Here is a 13,862-nt window from a genome sequence, read left to right on the forward strand (position 1 = left end):
CCGTCAAAGGCTGCGCAGATAGGCCACGATGGCCTTCATGTCGGATTCGTTGATCAGCGTGTCGTAGGGCGGCATCACGCCTGGCGGATAGCCCGCCACGATCCGGGCATCCGGTCGGCGGATGGATTCGACCAGATAGGCATCGTCAGCCGTCACCGTGCTTCCGTCGGCCAATTCGACCTTGGACCCCGCCAGACCGCCCCATCCCGGGCCGACCAGGCGTTTCTGGTCGGACGCGTGGCAGGCCACGCATCCCAGGTCGCCGACCAGTTTTCGACCCAGCGCGACAGGGCTGGAGTTCGCCTCGGCGGGCGCTGCGGCCTGCTCATGGGCGCCGGATGTCGATGCCGGGCCCTGTACGGCTGCTTGACCAGCCAGCGCGATTGCGGGCAGGCGGCGGCCCTCGCGCGGCTTGGGCGGCCAGCCCTCCGTATCCATGGCGGAGGTGTATTTCAGGAAGGCGATCAGTCCGGCGATTTCCGATGCCTGCAGAGGCAGATTGGGCATCAGCGTGTGCTGGCCGCCACGCTGCTGGATGCGTTCGGCAGCTCCCGGATAGTGCCGGAGATAGCCCTGTGCGTCTGTCGCACCGGCTTCCTTCTGAACCACGGCGTTTTGCAATTGGGCCTGTACGGCAGCCTGGGTGGGCCAGCCTCCGGCCGAGGGCAGGAAGGCTGCCAGCCAGGCCGGGCCCGCTTCGGCGTAGATACGAGTCAGGTCCGGGCCCAAGTAGGCCCCGTTGCCGACGATGGTGTGGCACCCCATGCAGTTGTAGGCCTGGAAGACGCGCTTGCCCTGCACGGCGTCGGCTTCACCGTAGCTGACCGCCGAGGGGATGGTCTGCTTGCGCGAAGGCAGGAAGGACCAGACAGACAAGATCAGGAAAATGGCCAGCATCAGGGCCAGGATCGCGAGCGCAGTGCGGCGTTTGGCGCCTTCCCGGCAATCGGTTCCGTTCAGGCAGCTCATGGCCGGTCCTCCTGGGAGACGGGTGCCGCGTCGCGGCCCTGGGAGTCGTGCAGGAACAGCGTGCGCAGGCTGCCCAGGAATACATAGAACACGTAGACCGCCAAGATGAAGCCCAGGACGAAATACAGCCCCCACATGCCGGGGGACTCGGCCCAATAGCTGAAGGTGCGCCAGTATGGCCAGGACAGCAGGACGCTGACCAGACCGGCAATGGCGGATAAGACCAGATCAATCACTCGCTGTGCCATGGTTCCCTCCCTTTCAGGCTGAATGGCGGATCCAGTCTAGAAAGATGGAGCGCACGAGGCGGTGAAGCCCTTACTGCGAGGAAGGAGACCGGGTGTTGTCTGTTTGTCTTGGATGGCAACGAATGTTGGATCTGGATGTTGCATAGCCGCAGGCAGCAGCACATGAACTGCGCGGGCAGGGGATGTCGCCCTGCGATTGCAGGGCATCGCTATCAGAGTTGCAGGCGAACAGCCTTAATGCGCATCAAGTATGCAATGAAACAGGGATTTTCCAGCAGTTTCGCTGGAACCCGGCCTGGATCGGCCGCTGTACCCATCCTTGCGTGCGGGTCGGCAGCGCCCGCATTTGTTATTCAATGTTCTGCGCCTGCTCGCGCATCTGCTCGATCAGCAGCTTCAGGTCGATGGCCGCCTGGGTGACGGTCAGGGCTGCTGCCTTGGAGCCCAGTGTATTGGCCTCGCGGTTCATTTCCTGGAACAGGAAATCCAGGCGTTTGCCGCTGCCGCGCCTGGTCGATGCATGGGTGCCCCCCAGGATGTCGCGCAATTCCTGCAGGTGGGATCGCAGGCGGGTGAGTTCCTCGGCTACGTCCACGCGCAGCCCGAACAGGCTGGCTTCCTGAGCAATGCGGGCGGTCAGTTCAGCGCCGCTGATGGCGGCGAAACCGTCCGGGCTGGCAGCGATCAGCGCCTCGCGCAGCCGCTGTGCAATGCGGTCCTGGTGCTGCTGCACCAGCGCGGGCAGTTCGACTTCGACCTGATCGACGATGCGCACGATGTCATCGGCCATCTGCAGCATGGCCTGGGCCAGTCGAGCGCCTTCGCGTTCGCGGGCGGATTGGAATTCCTGCAGGGCCTGGGAGCAGGCCTGTTCGCACAGCGGCAGCCAGACGTCCGCATCCAGGCCGCTGCGGGCCAGGCCTTCGCGTGGCAGTTCGGCCAGCGTGGGCGCGGGCAGGTCCGGGATGTGGCGACGCGCCCAGGCCAGCTGCTCGGCCAGCGACTGGACAGCCGCTTCGTCGAAGGGGCGGGGTACGTTCTGTTCCGTCAGGCCGTAGCTGATCTTGACCTCGATCTTGCCGCGCAGCGCGTGGCGGCCGACCAGATCCCGGACTGCGCCTTCGGCAAAACGCAGGTCTTCGGGGACGCGCAGGCTCAGATCCAGAAAACGGTTGTTGACGCTGCGCACCTCAACAGCCAGGGCGCCTTGTGCAGCTTCCAGACGGCTCGCGCCATAGGCGGTCATGCTACGGATCATCGGGGGTCTCGGGATTCTCTACAATAAGGGCGTCATTGTAGTCTGAGCCATCCGCTCCCCAGCCTGGAACTTCATTCATGTCCGAATCCCCCTTGTCCACCCCAGCCGCCCGACCCTCCGGGCGCGCCGCCGACGCCTTGCGTCCCGTCCAGCTGCTGACCGGCTATACGCGTCACGCCGAAGGATCCGTGCTGGCTTGCATGGGCGACACCCGTGTCCTGTGCACCGCCAGCGTGCTGGAAAAGGTGCCACCGTTCCTGAAGGGCAAAGGGCAGGGCTGGGTCACGGCCGAATATGGCATGTTGCCTCGCGCCACGCACACCCGGGGCGAGCGCGAGGCTGCCCGGGGCAAGCAAAGCGGCCGTACCCAGGAAATCCAGCGCCTGATCGGCCGCAGCCTGCGGGCGGTCTTCGATCTGGGCGCCCTGGGCGAACGCACCGTGCAGCTGGACTGCGACGTGCTGCAGGCTGACGGCGGTACGCGCTGCGCCAGCATCACCGGCGCCTGGCTGGCGGCGGCCCTGGCCGTGCGCGGCCTGCAGGCCCGAGGGCTGCTGGCAGCCAACCCCTTGCGCGGTCAGGTGGCGGCCGTTTCCGTGGGGCTGGTCGGTGGTGCGGCTGTCCTGGATCTGGACTATGCCGAAGATTCCGGCTGCGATACCGACATGAACGTCGTCATGACCGATGCGGGCGATTTCGTCGAGGTGCAGGGCACGGGCGAGGGCGGCAGTTTCCGGCGCCAGCAGCTCGAGGCCCTGCTGGACCTGGCCGATGGCGGCATCCGCCAGTTGATCCGGGCTCAATCCGGCGCGCTGGAGTCTGCGCAATGATCCGCGTCGTGCTCGCGTCCAACAATCCCGGCAAGCTCAAGGAATTTTCGGTCAGCCTGGCTGCGGCCGGAATCGAGATGGTGCCTCAGGGCGCCCTGGGGGTGTCCGAGGCTGACGAACCCTTCGAAACCTTTGTTGAAAATGCCCTGGCCAAGGCGCGGCATGCCAGCCGAACCACCGGACTGCCTGCGCTGGCCGACGATTCTGGTCTGTGCGTCCGCGCCCTGGGCGGGGCCCCCGGCGTGCATTCCGCGCGCTATGCCATGACGGCCGACGGCTCGCGTTCGGATGCGGCCAACAATGCCCGGCTGGTGGCCGACATGGCGGGCCAGGCGGACCGACGGGGTTGCTACGTCGCAGTCCTGGTGTATGTCCGCAGCGCCGACGATCCGCGCCCCATCGTGGTCGAAGGCAGCTGGGACGGCGAAGTCCTGGCCGAACCCCGGGGCACCAATGGTTTTGGCTACGATCCCTATTTCTACCTGCCGGACCTGGGCATGAGCGCTGCCGAGCTGCCGCTGGAACAGAAGAACCAGCTCAGCCACCGGGCGCGGGCTCTGCGCCAGTTGCTGCAGGCGCTGCACGGCGAATACGCCGGTTCGCAATCCTGAAGGTCGACTCATGAAAAAGCTGGTGCGTGTTCCACAGGCCGAATCGCAAGGCGATGGCCGGCCCGCCGTCCGGGGCAAGCCGGGGCTGGCGGCCTTGCCGCCGCTGTCCGTCTACGTGCACGTGCCCTGGTGCGTGCACAAATGCCCATATTGCGACTTCAATTCGCACGAACGGCAGGGGGATCTCCCGGAACAGGCCTATCTGCAGGCCTTGCAGGCGGATCTGGAACAGGCCATTCCCGACGTGTGGGGGCGGCCGGTGTCCACCGTGTTCTTCGGCGGCGGCACGCCCAGCCTGCTGTCGGCCGACGCCATCGACCAGATCATCAGCCTGCTGCGGGCTACGCTCAGCCTGGCGCCGGATGCGGAAATCACCCTGGAGGCCAATCCCGGCACGGCCGAGGCTGGACGTTTCCGGGGCTATGCACAGGCGGGCGTCAACCGGATTTCGCTGGGTATCCAGAGCTTCGACGACGACAAGCTCAAGCGCCTGGGCCGCATCCATGACGCCGCTCAGGCCCGCGCGGCCATCGGCATGGCCCAACAGGCCGTGGATCGAGTCAATCTGGACCTGATGTTCGCCCTGCCGCAGCAGACGCTGGAACAATGCGAACAAGACCTGCGCGAGGCACTGGCCTTCCAGACCGGGCATCTGTCGCTATATCACCTGACGCTGGAACCCAACACGGTCTTTGCCAAGTATCCACCGCGCCTGCCGGACGACGAACAAAGCGCCGTCATGCAGGACCGCGTGGCGGAACTGGCGCAGGCGGCGGGCTTCGACCGCTACGAGGTCTCCGCCTATGCACGCCAGGGTCAGGAATGCCTGCACAACATGAACTACTGGCAGTTCGGCGACTATCTGGGCATCGGCCCCGGAGCGCACTCCAAGATCTCCTTTCAGAATCGCATCATCCGCCAGGCCCGCGCGCGCATGCCGGACGCCTGGATGCGGCTGGCCCAGGAACACACCGGCAAGCACATCGTCGAACAGCGCGAACTTGGCCACGCCGACCTGGGCTTCGAGTTCATGCTCAATGCGCTGCGCCTGAAGCGCGGGGTCGAAGGCGGCCTGTTCATCGAACGCACCGGCCTGTCGCTGATGTCCATTCTGCCGGCCATGCAAAGAGCCGTGGATCGCGGCCTGTTGATGCCCGGCCTGGAACGGGTGCAGGCCACGCCGCAGGGCTGGCGCTTTCTGAACGACCTGCAGATGGAATTTCTGCCCTGACATGGTGCGTTGTGCTCTAAAATATGCACCTATTTGGTGCGTTTTCAGTTGCTCATACGAGAAAATATCGTCCATGACGTTCCTCAGTGCCGTGCAAATCTGGGGACAGGCTTTGTGCCAAAAACCTGGCACGGCATTTGCTTAAGCTTTATCGACGGCAGGAATGCCGCTAACCATGACAAAGCCCCAGGCTTGATTTTCTTCTTATCCTTTTGGCGCAGGAGCCTGTATGTCCACCCCTGAAAACGTCGTCCAGATGATTGCCGAACGCGAAGTCGCGTTCGTGGATTTCCGCTTTACCGATACCCTGGGTCGGGAACACCACCTGACGGTTCCCGCCAGCCAGGTCGACGAAGACCGCATGGAATCGGGCGTGGCCTTCGATGGCTCATCGCTGCCGGGCTGGAAGGGCATCGAGGCCTCGGACATGATCCTGGTCCCGGACGCCGCCACGGCGCGCATGGATCCCTTCCGCGAGGAAAGCACGCTGATCCTGACTTGCGACGTGGTCGAGCCGTCCGACCTGAAAGGCTACGACCGCGACCCGCGATCCCTGGCGCGCCGCGCCGAGGCCTACCTGAAGTCCAGTGGCCTGGGCGACACCGCCTATTTCGGCCCGGAACCCGAGTTTTTCGTGTTCGACGGCATCAGCTGGAATTCGGACATGGCAGGCAGTTTCGTCAAGATCCGCTCCAACGAAGGCGCCTGGTCCAATGCAGACGATGCCAATGGCACCAACCAGGGTTATCGCCCGGCCGTCAAGGGCGGCTACGTGCCCGTGCCGCCGATCGATTCCTTTGCCGACATGCGCTCCGAAATGTGCCTGCTGATGGAACAGATGGGCGTGCCCGTCGAGGTCCACCACCACGAGGTCGCGAACTGCGGCCAGCTGGAAATCGGCACGCGCTTCTCCACGCTGGTGCAGCGTGCCGACTGGACGCAAATCATGAAGTACGTGATCCGCAACGTCGCCCACGTCTACGGCAAGACCGCTACCTTCATGCCCAAGCCCGTCGTCGGCGACAACGGTTCGGGCATGCACGTCCACCAGTCCATCTGGAAAGACGGCCAGAATCTGTTTGCCGGCAATGGCTACGGCGGGTTGTCGGAATTCGCGCTGTACTACATTGGCGGCATCATCCATCACGCCCGCGCCCTGAATGCCATCACCAACCCGGGCACGAACTCCTACAAACGTCTTGTGCCGCACTACGAGGCCCCGGTGAAGCTGGCGTATTCGGCCCGCAATCGCTCGGCATCGATCCGCATCCCCTACGTCAGCAACCCCAAGGCTCGCCGGGTCGAATCCCGCTTCCCCGATCCCCTGGCCAATCCCTACCTGGCGTTCTCGGCGCTGATGATGGCGGGCCTGGACGGCGTGCAGAACAAGATTCACCCGGGCGATCCGGCCGACAAGAACCTGTACGATCTGCCGCCGGAAGAAGACGCCAAGATCCCCACGGTGTGCTCGTCCCTGGAACAGGCCCTGGAGGCCCTGGATCGCGACCGCGAATTCCTGACGCGCGGCGGTGTGTTCAGCAACGATCTGTTGGACGCCTACCTGAACCTGAAGGAAAACGAACTCAATCGCCTGCGCGTGACGCCGCATCCGGTCGAATTCGACATGTACTACACCCTGTAAGGGGCCTGGCGATGGACCCGTCCGGCTTCGAACTGCTGCAGACTGCGGTCTTGCTGCTCGATGAATCCGGACGGATCGCCTACGCCAACGGCGCGGCCGAAGAGCTGCTGGGATTGTCCCGGCGGCAGTTGACGGGCCAGGTGCTGGATCCGTACCTGGACAACCTGACTAGCGTACTCAAGACACCCTTGTCCGGGCAACCCTGGGCCTGCCTGGTCGAGATCCCCGTGCACCAGGCAGCCCGCCTGGACGACCAGCAGCAGGCCCTGGCGGGGCAGGCGGCGCAGCGTGAAACCCTGCGCAACCTGGCCCACGAAGTCCGCAACCCGCTGGCTGGCCTGAGGGCGGCTGCCCAGTTGCTGGACATGGAACTGCCGCGCGCCGATCTGCGCGATTACACCCAGGTCATCATCGAAGAAGCCGACCGCCTGGCGGACCTGGTCGCCCGGCTGGTATCGCCGCAGCGCCAGGACATCGAACCGCAGTGCTTCAACGTACACGAGATTTGTGAACGGGCGCTGGCCCTGGTAGAGCTGGAATTCGGCGGCCAGCTGTCCCTGGTACGCGATTACGACACATCCGTACCCGACATCGTCGCTGACCGAGACCGTCTGCTGCAGGCCTTGCTGAACGTGGCGCGCAATGGGGCGCAGGCGCTGACCGAGACACCAGGCATCGAATCACCCACGCTGCGGCTGCGCACACGCATCGTCCATCAGCCGGTGTTCCTGCGCACCCGGCACCGCATGGCGCTGATGATCGCCGTGGCCGACAACGGCCCAGGCGTGCCGGCGGCGCTGCAGGACAAGCTTTTTCATCCGCTGGTCACTGGGCGCGCTCAGGGCACCGGACTGGGACTGAATCTGGCGCAGGCGTGCCTGCAACTGCACGGCGGCTTGCTGGAATTCGATTCCCGGCCTGGCCATACCGAATTCCGCCTGCTGCTGCCCCTGGAGACAGCATGAGATCCATCTGGATACTGGACGACGAGCCCGGCATGCGCTGGGTGCTGGAACGCGCCCTGGACAAGGCCGGTTGGGCAGTCCGTTCCTTCGCCGAGGGGGCGGCCTTGCTGGCGGCCCTGGACGAGCTGGACGGCTCGGCGGACCCGCGCACCCCGGCGGTGCTGATGTCCGACGTGCGCATGCCCGGGATGGACGGCTTTGGCGTGCTGGCGCGCGTCCACATGGCGCTGCCCGATCTGCCCGTCATCCTGATGACGGCCTATACCGATCTGGAAACCACGGTGGCCGCTTTTTCCCAGGGTGCCTTCGATTACCTGGCCAAGCCCTTCGACATCCAGGCTGCCGTGGCTCTGGCTGATCGTGCGGGCCGTTCGAGGGCTGCAGCGGACCAGTCCCCGGCGCAGCAGTCCGGATCGCCGGCGCCAGCCGCGAGAGTCCAGGCCGAGGCCGACCCGGCAGGTGAAGAGACCATGCTGCCGTCCCGCTCGCCCGCCATGCAGGAGGTCTTTCGCGCCATCGGGCGCCTGGCTCAGTCCAGCGCCACCGTGCTCATCACCGGCGAATCGGGGACCGGCAAGGAACTGGTGGCGCGTGCACTGCACCAGCACAGCCGTCGGGCGGCAGGGCCATTCGTGGCCGTCAATGCGGCTGCCATTCCCCGCGATCTGCTGGAAGCCGAATTGTTCGGACACGAACGCGGCGCCTTCACCGGCGCCGTGCAGATGCGTAGAGGGCGGTTCGAAGAGGCCGACGGCGGCACGCTGTTCCTGGATGAGATCGGCGACATGCCAGCCGAACTGCAGACGCGGCTGCTGCGCGTGCTGGCTGAAAACAGCTTCTACCGGGTGGGCGGCAGCCGTGCGATGCAGGTTGACGTGCGGATCGTGGCAGCTACCCATCAGCCCCTGGAAGACCGCGTGCAGGCCGGCCTGTTTCGAGCTGACCTGTTTCACCGCCTGAACGTGATCCGATTGCGCCTGCCGCCGCTGCGCGAGCGGCCCGAGGACATCGAACGCCTGGCGCATCATTTCCTGGCGCGCAGCGCTGCTCAACTGAGCGTGCCAGTCCGGTCCCTGGGCTCCGATGCGCTTCTGGCTCTGCAACGCTTCGGCTACCCTGGCAACATCCGCCAGTTGGAGAACATCTGCCAGTGGCTCACCGTCATGACGGCCAGCCCGCAGGTGCAGGCGCAGGACCTGCCGCCCGAGATCCTGGCGAGCGCAGGCGCTGCGCCCATGGCGTCTCCGGTACGAGCACTGACCGACTGGCGCGCGGTTCTGGCTGACGAGGTGCTGGCTCGGTTGCAACGGCGCGAACCCGATCTGATGGAATCACTGCGCAAGGACTTCGAACGCGTGCTGCTGCGCCAGGCCCTGGCGCAAGCGGATGGTCAGCGAGGGCGGGCCGCCCTGATCCTGGGCATCGGTCGCAATACGCTGACGCGTAAATGCCAGGAACTGGGTCTGGACGACGTCCCGCCCGGAGCAGACGCCTGAGACCAACCGATCAGGCGGCAGCGGGCGGCGCGCCGCGCAGGCAGGCCTGGGTGCGCTGGGCCAGCAAGGCCTCGCGGCGGACGAACGAAGAGATCTCGGGCGTCGCCGGGTGGTGGTAGGTGTCGTAGGGCGTCGCCCATTGGATCAGCCGGCCTGCCTGCAGAATGCCGATCCGGTCGGCCACGGCAAATGCTTCGGCCTGATTGTGCGTCACCACCAGCGCAGTGCGTCCAGCGGCCTTGAGCAGATCGCGCAATTCGAACGCCAATCGTTCCCGCGCATCCACATCCAGATTCGAGAACGGCTCGTCCAGCAGGAGCAAAGCCGGTTCGGGGGCCAAGGCCCTGGCCAGGGCGATGCGCTGCTGCTGTCCGCCGGACAGTTCATGGGGGTACCGTTCGTCCAGGCCGTTCATGCCCACCAGGTCCAGCATCTCGCGCACGCGCTGCCGGCGTTTGTCGGGCGATTCCCGGCGCAGGCCGAAGCCCACGTTGGCGGCAATGGTCAGGTGGGGAAACAAGGCATAGTCCTGAAACATCATGCCTACGCGGCGGTGCTCGGGGGCGACGCAGGTATCCGGACCGGACAGCAGGCAGCCGTTGAGGCGGATTGCGCCCTGGTCCAGCGGCTCAAAGCCCGCGATGGCCCGCAGCACGCTGGTCTTGCCGCAGCCCGAGGCACCCAGCAGGCAGGCGATCTGGCCGCTGTCCAGCGACAGGTCCAGGCCGCGCAGCACGGTGTTCCGGCCGCAGTCGGCGGCGTAGCTCAGGGAAATGTGGTCGAGTTCCAGCATATCGTCAGGTCTCAGGAAGTCGGGCGGTCCAGCAGGCGGGCCAGGATCAGCACGGGGATCAGCCCGGCGGCCACGATGCCCAGGGCGGCGATGGCGCCTTCCTCGTAGGTGCCTCGGGCCGCCTCGCCGTACAGCCACGTCGCCAGCGTGTCGAAGTTCAGGGGCCGCAGCAGCAGGGTGGCCGGCAGTTCTTTCATGGCATCGACGAAGACGAGCAGCGCCGATGCGACCAGGGCGGGCCGCAGCAGCGGCAGATGGACGCGCCGCAGCGTGCCATGAACATTCTCGCCCAGCAGGCGGGCCGCCTGCTCGAACGAGGCGGGAATACGCTCCAGGCCCGATTCCAGCGTGCCCACCGGGATGGTCAGGAAGCGGATGACATAGGCTAGCGCCAACGCCAGCGGCGTGCCCAGCAGGATCAGTCCTGCAGGGTTCAGGCCCACTGTGGCGCGCAGCCAGGCCAGGCCGTGTTCGAGGGCCATGACCGGGAACAGCAGGCCGATGGCCAACACGGTGCCGGGCAGGGCGTAGCCCAGGGTGGCCAGCCGAGGCACGGCGCGCAGCCACGCCGGGACGCGGTGCATGATGCGGCGGCTCCAGACCACGGTCAGGCCGACGGCCAGGGCGATCGCGGTGGCGGCCGCAGACACGCCCAGTGTCTGCCAGGCGGCGCGCAGCAGGGCGGCCGAGGGCCACAGCCCGGCCCCCAGGCGTTCCAGCGTCAGTGCCAGCAGATAGCCGGCCGGCGCGACGAAGCCGATCAGGATCGGCATCAGGCACAGCGCGCTTGCCAGCCATCCGGCCGAGCCCCGCAGCCGGTGGGGCCGGATGGCGGCGCCACGCCGGCTGCCGGTATAACGCAGGCGGCGGCGTCCGTGGCGTTCGATGGTGATCAGCGCCGTTACCAGCGCCAGGGCTACCAGGGCGATCTGCGCGGCCCCGGCCAGATCGGATCGGGTGATCCAGGTGGTATAGATGGCCACCGTCAGCGTCTGGACCCCCAGGAATTCGGAGGCCCCGATGTCGTTCAGGGTTTCCAGCAAGACCAGGCACAGGCCGACGGCAATGGCCGGCCTGGCCATGGGCAAGGCCACTCGTACGAACGATGCCCAGGGGCCGTGGCCAAGCAGCCGGGCGGCTTCCATCAGGTGGGCCGCCTGGTTGGCGAACATGCTGCGGGTCGTCAGATAGACGTAGGGGTACAGCACGAAGGCCAGCAGGACGATGGCGCCCGGCAGGCCTCGCGCGTCGGGCAGGCGGAATTCACGTGGGCTGGAATAGCCCAGCAGGGCCCGGACGGCCTCCTGGACGGGGCCGATGGGGTGCAGGATATCCAGGTAGGCGTAGGCGACGATGTAGGTCGGCACGGCCAGCGGCAGCAGCAACCCCCAGGACAGGATGGCCCGCCCCGGAAAATCGTAGGCCGTCACCAGCCACGCCGCGCCCACGCCCAGCGCAGCGGCCAACAGGCCTACGCCGGCCAGGAGCAGCAGAGTCTGACCCAGCACGCCGGGCAGCACGAACTGCAGCAGGTGGTGCCAGTGGGCGCCGCTGCCCTGGGTCGCCTGGCCGACCAGCGCCAGCACCGGCGCCAGCACCGCCAGCGCCGCCGCCATCATGCCGGCATGCCACGGCCAGGACCGAAAATCCGGCGCCGACATGGGTTGCGCGCCTATTGGCTCAGGCCAGCGCGGTCGACCAGTTCGCTGGCTTGTTTGCGATGGCGGGCGATCTCGGCCAAGGGCAGGGAATCAATCTGCAGCGGCCCGAAGCTCTCGACCGTGGGGTCCAGCTTCACGCCGGCCTTGACCGGGTATTCGTAGTTGGCCTGGGCATACAGGCTCTGGGCCTTGTCCGAGACCAGGTATTCGAGCAGCTGGACGGCTTCGGCGCGGTGCGGCGCATGGCGGGCCACCGAAGCGCCGGAAATATTGACGTGCGTGCCCTGGGAGCCCTTGAAGGTCGGGCGGATGACGCGGATCGCATCGCCCCAGCGGCGGGCGTCGGTGTCAGGTGCTGCGTTCTTCATGTGGCCGGCATAGTAGGCATTGGCGATGCCTACGTCGCAGATTCCGCCCAGGATGTCGCGCGCCACGTCCCGGTCGCCTCCGGTGGCGGCGCGACCCAGGTTGGCCTTCATGCCCCGCAGCCATTGTTCGGTCGCCTCGGCGCCGTCGTGGGCGATCATGGCGGCGATCAGCGCGGTGTTGTAGGGATGCTGGCCCGAACGGATGCAGACCTTGCCTTTCCAGCGCGGGTCGGCCAGGTCTTCATAGTTCAGGGCCTTGACGTCCAGGTCCTTGGCTACATAGGCGACGCGATCGCGCAGCGACAGCGTGAACCATTGGCCGTCGGCCCCGCGCAGATTGGCGGGGATGGCGGTTTCCAGCGTCGTGGACTGGACGGCCTGGGTCACTTCGCCGTCCACCAGGTCCAGCAGATTGCCGATGTCCACGGTCATGAGGACGTCGGCTGGCGACTGCGCGCCTTCGGTGCGCACGCGTTCCAGCAGACCGTCCTTGATGAAGACGGTATTGACCTTGACGCCGGTATCCTTGGAGAAGGCCGCCAGCAGTGGCTCGACCAGCTTGGGTTCACGCGTGGTGTAGAGATTGACTTCGGAAGCCAGGACGGCGCCCCCAGTCAGCAGGGGGAGAGTGGCGGCCCACAGGCCCAGCCGGCGGACGAGGGAAAAAGAGCTGGAACGAGGTTTCATGGTCGCTGGATTCCGTAGATTAGAGAAAATTCTCAAGTGAATGATAATGATTATCAAAATTAGCACGGAAAATTAGCATGTCAGCTGATTTTAAGCAAGCGGCACGCGTTACAATACGGGCCTGAGCAGCCCTTGTCGCCCGCCGTCTGTGCACGGTCTTGCGCCAAATCAAGAAAACCCTTGAACCCATCGGGGTTGTCTTTGTTTTTCAGGGCATGCGCCGTACTATTTCCCTCATCTGATCACCGAATTCCAATCGACCCTCGTCATGGCCGCCTTCATTTCCGAACAAGTCCTCAGCGTGCACCACTGGAACGACACGCTGTTCTCCTTCAAGACCACGCGCGACCCCGGCCTGCGTTTCCACAACGGCCACTTCGTCATGATCGGTCTGGAAGTAGAAGGCAAGCCCCTGATGCGCGCCTACAGCATCGCCAGCGCCAACCACGAAGACAATCTGGAATTCTTCAGCATCAAGGTCCCCAACGGCCCGCTGACCTCGCGCCTGCAACACCTGCAGCCGGGCGACGCCGTGCTGGTCAGCAAGAAACCGGTCGGCACCCTGGTCGTCGACGACCTGAAGCCTGGGCGCCACCTGTATCTGTTCGCCACGGGCACCGGCCTGGCCCCTTTCATGAGCATCATCAAGGACCCGGACGTCTACGACCGCTTCGACAAGATCGTGCTGATGCATGGCGTGCGCTTCATCAGCGAACTGGCCTATGCCGACTACATAAACCGCGGCTTGCCCCAGGACGAGTTCCTGGGCGAACTGGTGCGCGACAAACTCGTGTATTACCCGACCGTCACGCGCGAGCCCTACGCCCATCAGGGCCGCTTGACGACGCTGGTGGAAAGCGGCCAGATCTTCCGGGACATCGGCCTGCCGCCCCTGGATCCGGCGACCGACCGCGCCATGATCTGCGGCAGCCCGGCCATGCTGACGGACATCCGCGCCATGCTGGATGCCCGGGGTTTCGTTGTCTCGCCGGGAGTGGGCGAGCCGGGCGATTACGTCTTCGAACGTGCGTTCGCTGAAAAATAAGCCACCTTTTATTTTTTGCTATTGATCTGTAAACTCTGATAGTTATGAAATTCATTCA

Annotated in this window: 13 protein-coding genes; 7 read left to right on the plus strand and 6 right to left on the minus strand. The window is 65.6% G+C overall.

What is annotated here, in order from left to right:
• Positions 1 to 3: 3 nt before the first annotated feature.
• From VDP74_RS03390 to VDP74_RS03400, 3 genes are all read right to left on the minus strand, one after another.
• The gene (locus tag VDP74_RS03390; RefSeq protein WP_322998216.1) at positions 4 to 969 is read right to left on the minus strand and encodes a c-type cytochrome; all 966 of its coding nucleotides are present in this window, start codon (positions 967 to 969) and stop codon (positions 4 to 6) included.
• Complete coding sequence (locus tag VDP74_RS03395) at positions 966 to 1,217, minus strand: hypothetical protein (RefSeq protein ID WP_322998217.1); 252 nt, start codon at positions 1,215 to 1,217, stop codon at positions 966 to 968. The genes VDP74_RS03390 and VDP74_RS03395 overlap by 4 nt, the downstream gene beginning before the upstream one ends.
• Positions 1,218 to 1,566: 349 nt before the next feature.
• Complete coding sequence (locus VDP74_RS03400) at positions 1,567 to 2,475, minus strand: YicC/YloC family endoribonuclease (RefSeq protein ID WP_322998218.1); 909 nt, start codon at positions 2,473 to 2,475, stop codon at positions 1,567 to 1,569.
• 92 nt (positions 2,476 to 2,567) lie between these two features.
• Here VDP74_RS03400 and rph point away from each other — a divergent pair, with 92 nt between their 5' ends.
• From rph to ntrC, 6 genes are all read left to right on the plus strand, one after another.
• A complete protein-coding gene (gene rph / locus VDP74_RS03405) occupies positions 2,568 to 3,305 on the plus strand; it encodes a ribonuclease PH (RefSeq protein WP_416232923.1) in 738 nt (245 codons plus the stop codon).
• Complete coding sequence (rdgB, locus tag VDP74_RS03410; RefSeq protein ID WP_322998220.1) at positions 3,302 to 3,916, plus strand: RdgB/HAM1 family non-canonical purine NTP pyrophosphatase; 615 nt, start codon at positions 3,302 to 3,304, stop codon at positions 3,914 to 3,916. The genes rph and rdgB overlap by 4 nt, the downstream gene beginning before the upstream one ends.
• A 10-nt stretch (positions 3,917 to 3,926) precedes the next feature.
• A complete protein-coding gene (gene hemW / locus VDP74_RS03415; protein WP_322998221.1) occupies positions 3,927 to 5,147 on the plus strand; it encodes a radical SAM family heme chaperone HemW in 1,221 nt (406 codons plus the stop codon).
• A 229-nt stretch (positions 5,148 to 5,376) separates the two neighbouring features.
• Positions 5,377 to 6,789, plus strand: coding sequence for a type I glutamate--ammonia ligase (gene glnA / locus VDP74_RS03420; RefSeq protein WP_322998222.1), 1,413 nt, complete (start codon positions 5,377 to 5,379; stop codon positions 6,787 to 6,789).
• Between the two features lie 11 nt (positions 6,790 to 6,800).
• Positions 6,801 to 7,754, plus strand: coding sequence for a nitrogen regulation protein NR(II) (gene glnL, locus VDP74_RS03425; protein WP_322998223.1), 954 nt, complete (start codon positions 6,801 to 6,803; stop codon positions 7,752 to 7,754).
• Complete coding sequence (ntrC, locus tag VDP74_RS03430; protein WP_322998224.1) at positions 7,751 to 9,250, plus strand: nitrogen regulation protein NR(I); 1,500 nt, start codon at positions 7,751 to 7,753, stop codon at positions 9,248 to 9,250. Before glnL ends, ntrC begins: the two co-directional genes overlap by 4 nt.
• A 10-nt stretch (positions 9,251 to 9,260) precedes the next feature.
• Here the strand turns inward: ntrC and VDP74_RS03435 are convergent, their stop codons facing one another.
• From VDP74_RS03435 to VDP74_RS03445, 3 genes are read right to left on the minus strand one after another with little or no spacing between them, the layout of a single operon-like run.
• The gene (locus VDP74_RS03435; RefSeq protein ID WP_322998225.1) at positions 9,261 to 10,043 is read right to left on the minus strand and encodes an ABC transporter ATP-binding protein; all 783 of its coding nucleotides are present in this window, start codon (positions 10,041 to 10,043) and stop codon (positions 9,261 to 9,263) included.
• A gap of 11 nt (positions 10,044 to 10,054) precedes the next feature.
• A complete protein-coding gene (locus tag VDP74_RS03440) occupies positions 10,055 to 11,704 on the minus strand; it encodes an iron ABC transporter permease (protein WP_322998226.1) in 1,650 nt (549 codons plus the stop codon).
• An 11-nt stretch (positions 11,705 to 11,715) separates the two neighbouring features.
• On the minus strand, positions 11,716 to 12,759 hold the full coding sequence (locus VDP74_RS03445; protein WP_322998227.1) for an extracellular solute-binding protein: 1,044 nt from the start codon (positions 12,757 to 12,759) through the stop codon (positions 11,716 to 11,718).
• A gap of 268 nt (positions 12,760 to 13,027) precedes the next feature.
• Here VDP74_RS03445 and VDP74_RS03450 point away from each other — a divergent pair, with 268 nt between their 5' ends.
• Positions 13,028 to 13,804, plus strand: coding sequence for a ferredoxin--NADP reductase (locus tag VDP74_RS03450; RefSeq protein WP_322998228.1), 777 nt, complete (start codon positions 13,028 to 13,030; stop codon positions 13,802 to 13,804).
• The last annotated feature ends 58 nt before the right edge of the window (positions 13,805 to 13,862 follow it).

It is taken from the genome of Castellaniella sp. (assembly GCF_034674885.1).
Taxonomy (GTDB): Bacteria; Pseudomonadota; Gammaproteobacteria; order Burkholderiales; family Burkholderiaceae_B; genus Castellaniella.